Here is a 14,313-nt window from a genome sequence, read left to right as displayed (position 1 = left end):
CGGGTGCCGACATGATGCGCGCATGTCGCAGGCCGACCGGGCGCGTGCGCGGCTGGTCAGCGACCTGCTGCGCGACGGCCGGGTGCGCACGCCCGCGGTGCGCGACGCGCTCGCGTCGGTGCCGCGGCACCTGTTCCTGCCCGACCTGACGCCCGCCGAGGCCTACGCCGACGAGGCGGTCGCGATCAAGGTCGTCGACGGCGCGACGATCAGCTCGGTGTCCCAGCCGTCGATGGTGGCGATCATGCTTGAGCAGCTCGCCGCCGCGCCCGGTCACCGCGTGCTCGAGATCGGGGCCGGGGCGGGCTGGAACGCGGGGCTGCTCGCCCGGATCGTCGGCCCCTCCGGTGCGGTGACGACGGTCGACATCGACGACGACCTGGTCCGTGACACCGTCCGGAACCTGGACGCCGCCGGGGTGCCGGGCGTCCGGGCGGTGACCGCGGACGGCGCCGCCGGGCACCCACCGGACGCGCCCTACGACCGGATCGAGCTCACCGTCGGCAGCACCGACATCCGTCCGGAGTGGGTGGAGCAGCTCGTCCCCGGTGGACGGCTGCTGCTTCCGCTCGCGGTCCGTGGCAGCCAGCTGTCGGTCGCGTTCGAGCTGACCGCGCCGGGACGGCTGGACTCGGTGTCGGTCCGCAGCTGCGCGTTCATCCGGCTGCGCGGGGAGGGGGCGGACGCGGCCCCGGCCGCGGTGGCGCTGGCGGGCACCGGCTGGGCGGTGCAGGTCGCCGAGTGCGGGGGACCGGACCCGGCCGTGATCGGGCGGGCGCTGGCCGGCCCCGGTGCGACGGCCGACCCGTCCCCGGAGCCGGGGACGGTCACCGACGTCTGGGACGGGCTCGGCCTCTGGTGCGCGCTGGCCGACACCGCGGTGTTCCGGCTGCTGGCGATCGAGGAGCCGGCCACGGAGTCCGACACCGGGCGGGCGATGTTCGGGTCGGGGCCGAACCGGGTGGCGGTCGGCGTCGCCGCGGGGGACGGCGTCGCGGTGCTGATGGCGGAGCCGAGCGGGGGCATCGCGACGTTCGGCCCGGCCGGGGGCGTCGCCGCGGCCCGGCTCGTGGGGCTGGTCCGCGGCTGGGTCGCCGCGGGCCGACCGCACGCCGCCGACCTGCGGATCCGTGCCGAGATGCCAGCGCCGGGCCCGCGCCCTGACGACCGGCATGGGGACGACCGGCATGGGGACGACCGGCACGGGGACGACCGGCACGGGGACGACCGGCATGGGGACGGCGTCGTGGTGCGGACCGAGCACGCACGTCTCGTGCTGAGCTGGCCGCCGCACGCCGCTGAACAAACGGACGCGAGAGTCTGACGCGACCGGCGGGCGACCGCGGGCGCCGGCGGCGCGGACCGGTGTCAGGCCCGCGGTTCGAGGAGCACCAGCGGGATCTCCCGCTCGGTGCGGCGCTGGTAGCCGGCGTAGTTCTTGTAGCGGTCCGCGATCGTCGGCCACATCCGGGCGCGGGTCTCGGCGTCGGCGATCCGGGCCCGCATCGGCTGCCGGGGCCCGCCCTTGACCGCGACCTCGACGTCGGGCTCGTCGCGCAGGTTCAGGAACCACGCCGGGTGCGTGTCGTCCCCGCCGCGGGAGGCGACGACGACGTAGGCGTCACCCTCCTGCAGGGGCGCGGTGAGCATCACCGACCGGGCCTGACCGGTCTTGCGGCCGATCGTGGTCAGCTCCAGGACGGGCATGCCCATCGCGTCGTGACCGAGGCGCCCACCGGTCGCGGAGATCATCAGCCGATGGGCGGAGTTCATGGTCTTGAGCAGGAAGTCGGACGGCATGACCCGAGCCTATGCCTCAGCCGGCCACGGCCAGCGCCAGCGGCAGGACCTCCGGCGCCCCGGCCCGCCGCACGGCGCGGGCGGCGACCGTCATCGTCCAGCCGGAGTCGACGAGGTCGTCGACCAGCAGGACCGGACCGTCCAGGCCGGACAGGTCCGGCAGCGCCGAGGTGTCGAAGCCCTCCCACACCGCCGCGAGACGCTGGGCGGAGTTGGCCCGCTGTCCGGGGCGCTCACCGGCCGGGGGCAGTGTGCCGAGCAGCGGCAGCCGCCCGATCTCCGAGATCCTCCGGGCCAGGTGCTCCAGCTGGTGCGGGCGGGTGCGCGACCCGATCCCGACGACCCCGACCGGGCGGCGTTCCCAGCCCCACCCGGCCAGCACCGTCACCACGGCGTCGAGCACGTCCTTCGGTACCGGGACGTCCTCGGCGGGGGAGTCGGGCGAGCCGAGCAGCTCGCGCAGCCGGGTGCCCCAGCCGATGTCGGACAGGCGCCCGATGGCCCGCCCGGTGCCCGCCAGCTCGCCCGCCGCGATCCTGCCCGACGCCGGGACGTCGAGCTCCTTCATCCCGCTGGGCCACTGCTTGCGCGGCGCGACCTCGACGCCCGGCCGGGCCAGCCGCTCGGTCGCCGCGGCCTCGCTGTCCCCGGTGACCTCGTCGGACCACACGGTGCCGGTGCAGGTGTCGCAACGCCCGCACGGCGTCGGGTCGGGATCGTCGAGCTGGCGGCGCAGGAACACCAGGCGGCACTCGGTGGTGGCGATGTAGTCGAGCATCGCCTGCTGCTCCTCCTTGCGGGCGGCGGCGACCCGCTGGTGGCGGTCGGCGTCGTAGAACCACTCCTCGCCGGTCGCGACCCAGCCGCCCTTGACCCGCTTCGCGGCACCGTCGGAGTCGAGGACCTTGAGCAGCATCTCCAGCCGGGTCCGGGACAGGTCCACCCGCGTCTCGATCGACGCCGTCGACTGCGGCACCGGCGACAGCACGTCGAGGGTCTGGCGGACCACCGGCTCCGGCGGGAAGGCCAGCGAGGCGAAGTAGGCCCAGATGTCGCGGTCCTCCCGGCCGGGCAGCAGCACCACCTCGGCCCGGTCCAGCGCGCGGCCCGCACGGCCGATCTGCTGGTAGTAGGACACCGGCGAGCCGGGCGCGCCCAGGTGCACGACGAACCCGAGGTCCGGCTTGTCGAAGCCCATGCCCAGCGCGCTCGTCGCCACCAGGGCCTTGACCCGGTTGCCGAGCAGGTCCGACTCGGCGTCCAGGCGGGCCTGCTGGTCGGTCTTGCCGGAGTAGGAGCGCACCGCGAACCCGCGGTCGGTGAGGAACGCGGCCACCTCGTCGGTGGCCGCCACGGTGAGCGTGTAGATGATCCCGGCGCCGGGCAGCTCCTCCAGGCGCGAGGCGAGCCAGGCCAGGCGCCGGGCCGGCGTCGGCAGAGCGACGACCGACAGGCGCAGGCTCTCCCGGTCCAGCGAGCCGCGCAGGACGAGCGTGCCACCGTCGTCGGAGGACTCCCGGCCGATGCCGAGCTGCTCGGTGACGTCGCGGACCACCCGGTCGTTCGCCGTCGCCGTCGTGGCCAGCACGGGGATGCCCGACGGCAGGTCCGAGATCAGGGTGCGCAGACGGCGGTAGTCCGGGCGGAAGTCGTGGCCCCAGTCGGAGACACAGTGCGCCTCGTCGACCACGAGCATCCCGGCCGTCGCGGCGAGCTCGGGCAGCACGCGGTCGCGGAAGTCGGGGTTGTTCAGCCGCTCCGGGCTGACCAGCAGGACGTCGACGTCGCCGGCCTGGATCTCGGAGTAGACCGAGTCCCACTCGTCGCTGTTCGCCGAGTTCACGGTGACCGCGACGATCCCGGCCCGGATCGCGGCGTCGATCTGGTTCCGCATCAGCGCCAGCAGCGGCGAGACGATCACCGTCGGCCCGGCGCCCTGCTCGCGCAGCAGCGCCGTGGCCACGAAGTAGACCGCGGACTTGCCCCACCCGGTCCGCTGCACGACCAGCGCACGACGGTGCTGCGCGACCAGCGCCTCGATCGCGGTCCACTGGTCCTCACGCAGCCGGGCGTCGCCCCCGGCCAGGGTGCCGAGGATCTCCTCGGCCCGGGTGCGCAGATCCTGCTCGGTGGTCGTCACGGGAACCATGGTGGCCCCCACCCCCGACAATTCGCGCCCGCCCCCGTCGATCGGGAGCGGGGAACCGCGGTGGTGACCCGGGTCACCCGCGGGCGGCCACGGTGCGGCGGATCCGGGGGCCGCAGGGCAGGATGATCGGCGTGAGTGCTTTGCAGTCTCCGCAGTTCGGGTCGGTCGACGACGTCGTCGAGCGCTTGGGAGGCGTCGGCTACCTCGCGTCCACGGGCGTCGCCACGACCGTCTACCTGGCCGACAAGCTGGGCAAACCGCTGCTCGTGGAGGGTCCCGCCGGCGTCGGCAAGACCGAGCTGGCCAAGGCCGTGGCCGAGGCGACGGGCTCCGGCCTCGTCCGCCTGCAGTGCTACGAGGGCATCGACGAGGCCCGCGCGCTCTACGAGTGGAACCACGCCAAGCAGCTCCTGCGGATCACCGCCGGGCAGGGGACCGAGGGCTGGGACGCCACCCGCGACGACGTGTTCTCCGAGGAGTTCCTGCTCCCGCGCCCGCTGCTCACCGCGATCCGGCGCAGCGACCCGACCGTCCTGCTGATCGACGAGATCGACAAGGCCGACGTCGAGGTCGAGGGCCTGTTGCTCGAGGTGCTCTCGGACTACCAGGTCTCGATCCCGGAGATGGGCACGGTCACCGCGACCCGGCGCCCGTTCGCGCTGCTGACCTCGAACTCCACGCGCGAGCTGTCCGAGGCGCTCAAGCGTCGCTGCCTGTTCCTGCACCTGGACTTCCCGGACGCCGACCTGGAACGGCGCATCGTCGCCTCGCGCGTCCCGGAGCTCACCGAGAGCCTCACCGACGCCCTCGTCCGCACCGTCCGCGTGCTGCGCGCGATGGAGCTGCGCAAGGCCCCGAGCGTCGCCGAGACGATCGACTGGGGCCGCACGATCCTGGCGCTGGGCCTGGACACGCTCGACGACGACACGGTCCGCGCGACCCTCGGCGTCGTCCTCAAGCACCAGTCCGATGCGGAGAAGGCCGCCGCGGAGCTGCGGCTCAACTGAGGAGCCTGCGACGGGCCGGTCGGACCGGGTCGGCCGACGGTTCACTCGCGTTAGCCCGTACGGCCGTGTCTGTCGTCACAGACCGCTGGTAGTTGCACGGGTAACGATTGCCGGGGCAGTGGCGACCTCTGTCGCATGACGACCTTGGCGGTGCCGGAAAGGCCTTCTGAGCTGCAACGATCGCTCCGTGTGCGGTCGGTTGCGTTCCGTCGCGGTGATCACCGGCGGCGGCCGATGGTGTCACTCGGTGTGATTGTCGCTCTCGTGACCGTCGGCTCCGCGCAGGCCGTCGCCGCGATCCTGGCGGGCTCGCCCGAGCTGCTCGTCGCGCCGGTGCTCGCCCTCGTCGCGGCGGCGCTGCTCCTCCGGGAGCGCCCGTCCGGACCGGCGATCCACGACCGCGAGCTCGACCAGATCCTCGCCGCCGGCGCCGCGGTCGCCGCGGTCGCGTTGCTGATCGGACAGGTCGTCGAGCCGGCCCGTGCCCTCGGAGTGCTGGCGGCCGCACCCGCGGCGGTCGTGGTGCTGGCGCTCGGCGTCGGGGCGCGACGGCTCTGGCACGCCCGCGCCGTGCCGGCCCTGCTGGTGCTCGGCTGGCCGGCTCCCTGGCAGCTGCTGCCCGACACCCCCGCGGTGCACGCGACCGCCGTGGCCCTCGTCGCGGGTCCGGTGCTGGTCCTCCTCGCCCGCCGGCTGCGTCCCGGCGTCCGTCCGCTGCCCGCCGTCTGAGACCCGGAGGCCACCGTGCGCGCCCGTCCGGCCCTGCTGCCGATCCCGTCCGTGCCGCCCGCGGTCGCCGACGCCCGTTCCGGACCCGAGCTGTCCGCCCGGGTCCGGCTGGCCACCGACGGCCTGGCCGATCACGACCCGATGCTCTCCGCCCGCCCACGCCCGGAGCGTCCGGCCCGCGTGGTCGCGCTGGTGGTGGCCCTGCTGCTGGTGCTCGGGCTGGTGCTCGCCCCCCGGACGACCGGGGTGTGGCTGGCCGGGTTCTTCGTCGTGGTCTATGCCGCCGCGACCGTGCACCGGCTGCTGCTGATCCGGTGCGCCGTCGCCGACGACCCGACGATCGAGATCGACGATGCCGCCGCCCACGCGATCGCCGACGCCGACCTGCCCGTCTACACCGTGCTGGTGCCCGCCTACCGGGAGCCGGAGGTGATCCCGCGCCTCGTGGACGGTCTGCGCGGGCTGGACTACCCGGCCGACCGGCTCGAGGTCATGCTCCTGCTCGAGGAGGACGACGAGCCGACGATCGCGGCCGCGCACCGGGCCTGCCCGGGTACCCCGGTGCAGATCGTGCTGGTGCCGCCGTCGGAGCCGCGGACCAAACCGAAGGCCTGCAACTTCGGGCTCACCCGCGCGACCGGGGAGTTCGTCACGATCTACGACGCCGAGGACCGCCCGGAGCCGCTGCAGCTGCGCCGTGCCGTCGTCGCGTTCCGCCGCGCCGAGGCCGCGGCGGGACCGGGGCGTGGTTCCGATCTGGCCTGCCTGCAGGCACGGCTGAGCTACCACAACGCCGAGCAGAACCTGCTCACCCGCTGGTTCACCCTGGAGTACGACGTCTGGTTCCGCTGGTTCCTGCCCGGCCTGATGGCGACGCGCGCTCCGATCCCGCTGGGCGGCACGTCCAACCACATCCGCCGCGACGTGCTCGTCGGGATGGGGGCCTGGGACGCCTGGAACGTCACCGAGGACGCCGATCTCGGCATCCGGCTGGCGCGGCACGGCTGGCGCACGGCGATGCTGGGCAGCACCACGCTGGAGGAGGCCAACAGCGACGCGATCAACTGGGTCAAGCAGCGTTCCCGCTGGTACAAGGGTTACCTGCAGAGCGTCCTGGTGGCCCTGCGACGCCCGCGCGAGCTGCACCGCGCGATCGGCACCCGCGGTGTCGGTGGCCTGCTGCTGTTCGTCCTGGCGACGCCGGTCCTGGCGCTGCTCAACCCGGTCTTCTGGGGCCTGACGGCGTTGTGGTGGCTGGGGGAGCCCGCGTTCGTCGCGGCCCTGTTCCCGGCACCGACCTACTACCTCGGGACGGCGGCCTGGATGCTCGGCACGCTGGCCGCGGTCCACTCCGGTGTGGCCGTCGCCCGTGCCGCCGGCAAGCCGCAGCTCGCCCCGGCCGCGCTGGTGGTGCCCGCCTACTGGGTGCTGATGTCGCTGGCCGCGGCGAAGGCCGTGCTCCAGCTGGTCCGCCGGCCGTCCTACTGGGAGAAGACCACCCACGGCCTGGACGCGCCGGCCACCGTCTCCGGAGGTGTCTCGTGACCACCGTCCTTGACCGCTCGCGGGTGACGCCCGCGTCCGCGCCGCCCCGTCGTCCGACGCGCACCGGCGCCGTGTTCGCCGCCGCGCTGCTGGGCTACCTGCTGATCGGGACCGTGCTGGTGTTCGGCTTCGACTCGATCATGGAGGACGCCCTGGCGCGGGTCTCCGCGGCGAGCTCGGTGACCTCGGCGTCCGACCCCAAGCTGGCCGCGGTCGGGTTCGTGTGGACGCCGTTGCCGGCGCTGCTGATGGTGCCGTTCGCACCGCTGCGGGCCCTGTTCCCCGGCCTGGTGTCCACGGGATACCTGGCGGTGCTGCTCTCGGCGGTGTCGATGGCCGGTGCGGTGGCGGCGCTGCACGGGATCGTGTCCGATCTGCGCGTCCGGGCCGGTGCACGGGTGCTCGTCGTGGGGCTGTTCGCGCTGTCGCCGCTGGTGCTGATCTACGGCACGAACGGCATGACCGAGGCCCTGCTGATGCTGTTCCTGCTGCTCGCGGTGCGCGCGCTGCTGCGGTGGGTCCGTGACGGCGGGCGCACGAACGACCTCGTCGCCGCCGGGCTGTTCCTCGGTCTGGGCTACCTGGCCCGCTACGAGGCGATCGTGCCCGCCGCCGCGGTGACCGTCCTGGTCGCCGTCGTGACCGCGGTACGCACCCGGGACCGGCACGCCGTCCTGGTCGACGTGCTGCTGGCCGGGCTCCCGGCGGCCGCGGCGTTCGTGGTCTGGGCGGTGCTCAGCGCGGTGATCGTCGGATCGCCGTTCGAGCAGTTCACCTCGGCCTACGGCAATGCCGCGCTGGTCTCCGCGGCCGGCTCCGGCGGTCTCGCCGACGTCGCCCGCCAGCTCGCCGCGCTGGCCCCGCTCGGGCTCCCGGTGCTCCTCGCCGCCGGCTGGGTGACGTGGCGCCGGCGTGACGTCTCCGCGCCGGTCCCGGTGACCGTGCTCGGCTCGGTGCTCGCCCTGGAGTGGCTGTTGCGCGCGAGCGGGAACCTGTTCGGCTTCCTGCGCTACCAGATCATGGTGCTGCCGCTGCTCGCCGTGCTGGTGGCGGTCCTGCTGGCCGGGGCACCGCGACGGCGCGGGTGGCGCTCGGTGGGAGCGGCGGCGCTGGCCGTACTCGTGCTGGGCGGCTCCACGGTCACGTCGGCGGTGCTCGTGACGAACGCACCCGTCCTCGCGAGCCAGGAGTACCTGCGCGTCCGGCCGGTCGTCGACACCGCGCTGGGACGTGCCGTCACCGACACCGGGGCGAACGGCATGTGGGCCGACGACCGCGCGATCGCCGCCCGTCTCGACGCGATGGACCTGCCCGAGGGCGGCGTCCTGGCCGACTCCGGGGCGGCGTTCGCGGTCGTCGCCGCCTCCGCACACCCGGAGCGGTTCCTGATCACCTCCGACGACGGGTTCGCCGCGGCCCTGGCCGACCCCGCCGCGCACGGGATCCGCTACGTCCTGCGCAACGACCGCGGCGGTGTCGACGCCGTGCGCTCGACCCATCCGGACCCGGCCGCGACCGGCTGGGCACGGGAGGTGGCTCGGTGGCCGGGGAGCACACGGTGGTCCTACGGCTGGTCGCTGTGGCAGGTCACGTGACGGTGACGAGCTACGGCCTCGCTCCCGGCGGACACGAAAGCCGCACGCCCCCGAGGAGGTCACGGGCCCGGTCACGGCTCACGTTCGTGCTGCGCCACCCACCGGCCTCGGCGGGACCGAGACGGTCCGCGATCGGGGCCAGCACGCAGGACCGGATCGGCTCGGGGAGCGCGACCAGCGCCGGGACCGCGTCGGCGGAGAGCCCGGAGAGGTACCCGACGTCGATCTCCCCGGTGGCCGCGTAGCGGGCGACGTCCTGCTCGGCGACGAACCGTTCCGGGTTCAGCACGGCCAGCGCCAGCAGCGCCGCCGCTCCCGCCGCGGCCATCCCGCGCAGCGGCCGGTCCGGGCGCAGGCGCAGCACCGAGACGAGCATCAGCGCCAAGCACAGGGCCAGCCACAGCTCACAGAGAAGCACCAGCAGCCGCAGCACGGTGAACCCGTAGGCCTGCTGGTAGAGCCACATCCGGTGCAGCGCGGAGGCGACGATCACCAGCGTCAGCGCGCTCAGCCCGCCGAGCAGGAGTCGGGTGCGGAACCGGTCGGCGGGGGTGCGCAGCGGTGCGTGCCGGGCACCGGCGACGACCACCACCAGGGTCAGCACGGACACCGCCAGCAGCTGCCAGAACCCGCTGCGCGCGTACTCGGCGTAGGTCAGCCCGGTGGTGGCGCGGACGTGGTCGTCGGACCCGAACAGCGTCGTCAGCGACACGGCGACGAACAGGGCGAACAGCACGACGAGCATCGCCACCGGCAGCGTCCACTCGGCACTGCGCAGCCGCGACGGCCGGGCGGGGCCCATGTCCGGTACCGGGCGCCGAGCCAGCAGGAACGCCGAGCCGAGCACGGCGGCGGCCCCGCCCACGAACCGCACCACGCCACTGACGAGGGTGTCGCCGTCGACGGTCGGGACCAGGGCGTCGAGCACCCGGCCGAACACCGGGTCGGCCGAGCCGAGCAGGGGCGCGAACACCGCCAGCAGGCCGATCCCGACCAGCAGTGCGGCGAGCAGCCGGAACCCGCCACCGGTCCGGCGCAGCCCGGTGGCCGAGCGACCCAGCCAGGCCGGCGACCGCAGGGCCGCCACCGGGACGGCCGTCGCACCGCGCAGCACCGACCGGAACGCCCGCCCCGCCATGGCCAGCGACCCCGCCCCGACGGCGGCGAGCAGGCACAGCACGACGAGCCAGTCGGCGTCGCGCAGCAGCGGGACCGCGGCGAGGGCGACCGCGGCCGGCAGCCACAGCGACTCGGCGACCGCGACCCACTGCGGCAGCACGGCCCCGACCGCGCGGTGCGGCCGCCAGCCGACGACGACCACGGCGGCCGCGACCGCCAGGGCCGCGAGCAGGAAGCCCAGCCCGGGATCGTCATCGCCCCCGGGGAGCGTGACGGCGCCGGCCAGACCGGCCAGGGCGGTGGCCTGCAGGACCCGCGACGACGGGGGACCGCCGGGTGCGGGCCAGCTCGGCCACAGCGGTGGGCCGGGCTCGCGCATCGCGGCGGCCGGTCCCGGAGCGGGGGGCGCCGGGGCGCGTGCGGCGGGCCGTGACGGTGCCGGCGAGGGCCCGATCACGACCGGACCTCGCCCGCGTCGCGGACGGGGGACGGGTCCGCGGGCAGCGTCACGCGGATCCGGCACCCGGGGTCGGCGTCGGACCCGACGACGGCGATCCGGCCGCCGTGCAGCTCCACGGCCCACCGCGCGATGGACAGGCCCAGCCCGGTCCCGCCCCCGCGCGCCCGCTCACCCCGGGTGAAGCGGTGGAACACCGTGTCCCGGTCGGCGTCGGCGATCCCGTCGCCGTGGTCGGTCACCTCGATTTTCAGATCCCCCTCGGACGTGTGCGCGTGCAGGTGCACGTCGGTGTAGGGCGGCGCGTGCCGCGCGGCGTTGTCGAGGAGGTTGACCAGCACCTGGTGCAGCCGGGCTCGGTCCGCCGTCGCCGTCAGCTCCGGTGGCTCCACCTCGACCCGGAACCCGACCCGTCGTCCTGTCGCCTGGGCCGCGACGGCCGTCTCGGCGACCGCGGAGTCCAGCAGCGGGCGCACCGCGAGCTCCTCGACCTGCAGCGCGACCGCGCCGGCGTCGATCCGGGACAGGTCGAGCAGCTCGTCGACCAGGCGCCCGAGGCGTTCGGTCTGGGCCAGTGCGGTGTGCAGCGTCTCCGGGTCGGGCTCGGCGACGCCGTCGACGACGTTCTCCAGCACCGCCCGCAGCGCCGTGATCGGCGTGCGCAGCTCGTGCGAGACGTTCGCGACCAGCTCGCGGCGCTGCCGGTCGGCGGTCTCGAGGTCGGCGGCCATCCGGTTGAACGCCTCGGCCAGACGGCCCACCTCGTCCCGTGACGTCGCCCGGACCCGCCGGGAGTAGTCGCCGCGGGCCATCTCCTGGGCCGCCGAGGTCATCTCGCGCAGCGGCCGGGTCATGCCGTGCGCCAGCACCTGCGCGGTGACCAGCACGATCCCGACCGTGACGATGGTGATCGAGGCGGGCGGCACCCAGCGGTAGGCGTTCCACAGGTAGCCCACCCCGACGCCGCCGGAGACCAGCAGCAGCAGGCTCAGCTTGACCTTGATCGAGCGGATCGGGTCCAGCGGGCGCGGCAGCAGGTCGGTCAGCACCCCCGTACGGGGGACGGTCGCGGTCATCGGGGGACCTCCAGGGCGTAGCCGACACCGTGCACGGTGCGGATCAGGTCGGCGCCGAGCTTGCGTCGCAGAGCCTTGACGTGGCTGTCGACGGTCCGGGTGGTCGGGGCGTCCGGGCCCGACGCCCACCCCCACACCCGCTCCAGCAGCGCCTCGCGCGGGTGGACGTCGCGCGGACGCCCGGCCAGGTGGACGAGCAGGTCGAACTCGATCGGCGTCAGGTGCGCGGGCTCGCCGGCGCGCGAGACCCGTCGTTGTGCCGTGTCGATCTCCAGGTCGCCGAGCCGGATCGCCGGGTCGGGGACCTGCTGCGAGGCCCGGTCCACACGCCGCAGCAGTGCGTGCACCCGCGCGGCCAGCTCCCGCGGCGAGAACGGCTTGCGCAGGTAGTCGTCGGCGCCGACCCCGAGACCGACGAGCATGTCGTTCTCGTCGGTGCGGGCGGTGAGCATCAGGACCGGCACCGGACGCTCGGCCTGGATCCGCCGGCACGCCTCCAGACCATCGAACCCGGGGAGCATGACGTCGAGGACGACCAGGTCGGGACGTCCGTCCGCGGCGCGCGCGACGGCTTCCGGGCCGTCCCGGGCGATGTCGACGTCGAACCCCTCGGCGCGCAGCCGGTCGGCCACCGACTCCGCGATCGCCGGCTCGTCGTCGACGACCAGCACCCGCCGTCGGGCATCCGCGCTGTCCAGGGCCATGACGAGGACCCTAGGGCCGGGATGTGGAGAGACCGGGCGTCAACGGTGAAGGTTCTGTGCAGACGCGACCGGTGATCCTGCGCTGGCCGGTCGCCGGGGTCGTCGCGCATGATGGATCCATGACCAGCGCACCGTCCCAGCCCCTCTCCGGGCAGGGCAGGCCCCCGGAGCACGGGATCCCCGGGCACCTGGTCGACTTCGTCGCGGCCCTGCGCCGCAGCGGGGTCGCGGTCGGGCCGGGGGAGACGATCGACGCCGCGCAGGTGATCGGTGCGATCGACCTGCTGCGACGTGACCACCTGCGTGAGGGCCTCGCGGCGGCGCTGCTGCGCCGCTCCGGGCAGCGCGACACGTTCGACGCCCTGTTCGACCTGTGGTTCCCGGCCGTGATGGGCGCAGGGTCGAGCGAGGTCGACGTCCCCCGCATCGACGACGGCGAGGACGGCTCCGGCGACGGGCCGGTCGACGTCGACGCCCTGCGCGAGATCCTCGCCGACCTGCTGCGCGACGGCGACGAGGAGACCCTGCGCGACCTCGCCCGGGCCGCGGTCGAGGCGATGGGCACCTCCGGCGCGGCCGGTCAGGGCGTGCGCGGGCAGACGGCGAAGCCGAACTGGTCGGCCTACCAGGCGCTCAACGCGCTGAGCCCGGACACGCTGCTGGCCCAGATCCTGGACGGTCTGCGGCGCGACGACGACACCGACTTCGTCTCCGAGGTCCGCCGCCGCGAGATCCGGGACCGGATCGCCCGCTTCCGCCAGATGATCCGCGACGAGGTGCGCCGCCGGACCGCCGAGCAGCGCGGCCGCGAGCAGATCGCCAAGTCCTCGGTACCCAAGCAGACCGAGCAGATCGAGTTCCTCACCGCCTACGCCGAGCAGCTCTCCCAGCTCCGGCGCACCGTGCACCCGCTCGCGCGGCGGCTGGCGTCACGTCTCGCGGTCCGTCGCAAGCGGGCACGTCGCGGCACCCTGGACATGCGCCGCACGCTGCGCCGCTCGATGTCCACCGGCGGCGTCCCGATGGACCCGGCCTACCGCACCCGCCGTCCCGGACGTCCGGAGCTGGTGATCCTCTGCGACGTCTCCGGGTCCGTCGCGGGGTTCAGCCACTTCACGTTGCTGCTGGTCCAGGCGCTGCGCGAACAGTTCTCGAAGGTGCGGGTGTTCGCGTTCGTCGAGTGCACCGACGAGGTGACGCACCTGTTCACCCCCGGCGCGGAGCTGTCCGGGGTGATGCAGCGGGTGCTGCGCGAGGCGGAGCTGACCCAGTTCGACGGGCATTCCGACTACGGCAACGCCCTCGGCGGGTTCGCCGAGCACTGGGGCGAGTCGATCACGTCGAAGACGTCGTTGCTGATCCTCGGCGACGGGCGCACGAACTACCGCGACCCGAACCTGCGCATCCTCAAGCGGCTGGCCTCGCAGGCCCGGCACGCGCACTGGCTCAACCCGGAGCCACGCCGGCAGTGGGGCACCGGCGACTCCGCGGCGCTGCGCTACGCCGACGTCCTGCCGATGCACGAGTGCCGCACGGTCGGGCAGCTCACCGACGTCGTCGAGGGGCTCCTGCCGGTCTAGGCGCGGCCGTGCGCGTCCAGCGCGCGGCGCAGCTCGAGCACGTTGGTGTAGTCGGTGAACTCGGTGATCAGGCCGGCGCGCCAGCGCGCGACGTGGGCGAAGGGCAGGTCGACCCGGGTGGGTCCGATCCGGTAGCGCTCGACGCCCTCGACCAGCACCCGGTCGGTCCCGGCGGGCAGGATCCGCGCGAGGTCGATCGCGGCCTCGTCGACGGCGCCGGCGAGGGCGGCGAAGAACTCCCGCACCTGGTCCGTACCGCGGTGCTCCCCGCCCCAGGGCACGCCCTCGGGTGCCCGCCAGACGACGTCCGGGTCGAGCATCGCGAGCAGGGCCGGCACGTCGCCGCGGGCGAACGCGTCGTAGGCGTCGCGTGCCACCGAGATCGGTCCGGAGGAGATGTCGCTGCCCGTCGTGCTCATGGCGCTCCTCTCGGCCGGAGGAACGACGATAGAACGGACGGAGCCGCTCCGCATCGGGCGTTTCCCCAGACCCCTCCCCGCGCCGGGCCGATCGGTTGGGACGAGAAGGCGCCCGCACGGCCGGCGGCCTCCG

Annotated in this window: 12 protein-coding genes; 6 read left to right on the top strand and 6 right to left on the bottom strand. The window is 74.5% G+C overall.

Annotated elements, in window-relative coordinates:
• Positions 1-22: 22 nt before the first annotated feature.
• On the top strand, positions 23-1,324 hold the full coding sequence (locus tag EV383_RS22750) for a methyltransferase domain-containing protein (RefSeq protein WP_130291813.1): 1,302 nt from the start codon (positions 23-25) through the stop codon (positions 1,322-1,324).
• Positions 1,325-1,368: 44 nt separating this feature from the next.
• Here the strand turns inward: EV383_RS22750 and EV383_RS22745 are convergent, their stop codons facing one another.
• Together EV383_RS22745 and EV383_RS22740 are read right to left on the bottom strand one after the other, a co-directional pair.
• On the bottom strand, positions 1,369-1,800 hold the full coding sequence (locus EV383_RS22745) for a nitroreductase/quinone reductase family protein (protein ID WP_130291812.1): 432 nt from the start codon (positions 1,798-1,800) through the stop codon (positions 1,369-1,371).
• Positions 1,801-1,816: 16 nt separating this feature from the next.
• Positions 1,817-3,949, bottom strand: coding sequence for a RecQ family ATP-dependent DNA helicase (locus EV383_RS22740; protein ID WP_130291811.1), 2,133 nt, complete (start codon positions 3,947-3,949; stop codon positions 1,817-1,819).
• A 122-nt stretch (positions 3,950-4,071) separates the two neighbouring features.
• On the opposite strand from EV383_RS22740, the gene EV383_RS22735 reads away from it, so the two are divergent.
• From EV383_RS22735 to EV383_RS22720, 4 genes are all read left to right on the top strand, one after another.
• Entirely contained in the window at positions 4,072-4,956 is an 885-nt protein-coding gene (locus tag EV383_RS22735) for an AAA family ATPase (RefSeq protein ID WP_130291810.1), read from the top strand.
• 264 nt (positions 4,957-5,220) lie between these two features.
• Positions 5,221-5,685 (top strand): hypothetical protein, encoded by a 465-nt coding sequence (locus tag EV383_RS22730; RefSeq protein WP_130291809.1) that lies wholly within the window; start codon positions 5,221-5,223, stop codon positions 5,683-5,685.
• Positions 5,686-5,700: 15 nt separating this feature from the next.
• Complete coding sequence (locus tag EV383_RS22725; RefSeq protein WP_242623250.1) at positions 5,701-7,230, top strand: glycosyltransferase; 1,530 nt, start codon at positions 5,701-5,703, stop codon at positions 7,228-7,230.
• Complete coding sequence (locus EV383_RS22720; RefSeq protein ID WP_130291808.1) at positions 7,227-8,825, top strand: glycosyltransferase family 39 protein; 1,599 nt, start codon at positions 7,227-7,229, stop codon at positions 8,823-8,825. The genes EV383_RS22725 and EV383_RS22720 overlap by 4 nt, the downstream gene beginning before the upstream one ends.
• A 10-nt stretch (positions 8,826-8,835) precedes the next feature.
• On the opposite strand, the gene EV383_RS22715 is transcribed toward EV383_RS22720, so the two are convergent.
• From EV383_RS22715 to EV383_RS22705, 3 genes are read right to left on the bottom strand one after another with little or no spacing between them, the layout of a single operon-like run.
• Positions 8,836-10,401 carry a DUF4153 domain-containing protein gene (locus EV383_RS22715; protein ID WP_207223628.1) on the bottom strand — a complete coding sequence of 522 codons (1,566 nt, stop codon included), beginning with the start codon at positions 10,399-10,401 and terminating at the stop codon, positions 8,836-8,838.
• Entirely contained in the window at positions 10,398-11,477 is a 1,080-nt protein-coding gene (locus EV383_RS22710; RefSeq protein WP_130291807.1) for a HAMP domain-containing sensor histidine kinase, read from the bottom strand. The genes EV383_RS22715 and EV383_RS22710 overlap by 4 nt, the downstream gene beginning before the upstream one ends.
• Positions 11,474-12,181 carry a response regulator transcription factor gene (locus tag EV383_RS22705; RefSeq protein ID WP_207223627.1) on the bottom strand — a complete coding sequence of 236 codons (708 nt, stop codon included), beginning with the start codon at positions 12,179-12,181 and terminating at the stop codon, positions 11,474-11,476. Before EV383_RS22705 ends, EV383_RS22710 begins: the two co-directional genes overlap by 4 nt.
• Positions 12,182-12,300: 119 nt before the next feature.
• On the opposite strand from EV383_RS22705, the gene EV383_RS22700 reads away from it, so the two are divergent.
• Positions 12,301-13,761: a vWA domain-containing protein gene (locus EV383_RS22700; RefSeq protein WP_130291806.1), complete on the top strand. Its 1,461-nt coding sequence runs from the start codon at positions 12,301-12,303 to the stop codon at positions 13,759-13,761.
• Here the strand turns inward: EV383_RS22700 and EV383_RS22695 are convergent.
• Complete coding sequence (locus tag EV383_RS22695) at positions 13,758-14,180, bottom strand: nuclear transport factor 2 family protein (RefSeq protein ID WP_165438464.1); 423 nt, start codon at positions 14,178-14,180, stop codon at positions 13,758-13,760. The two genes, EV383_RS22700 and EV383_RS22695, sit on opposite strands and share 4 nt — an antisense overlap.
• Between the last annotated feature and the right edge of the window lie 133 nt (positions 14,181-14,313).

The sequence above is a fragment of the Pseudonocardia sediminis genome, assembly GCF_004217185.1.
Classification (GTDB): Bacteria; Actinomycetota; Actinomycetes; order Mycobacteriales; family Pseudonocardiaceae; genus Pseudonocardia; species Pseudonocardia sediminis.
This window is presented reverse-complemented; position numbering and strand designations above follow the sequence as displayed.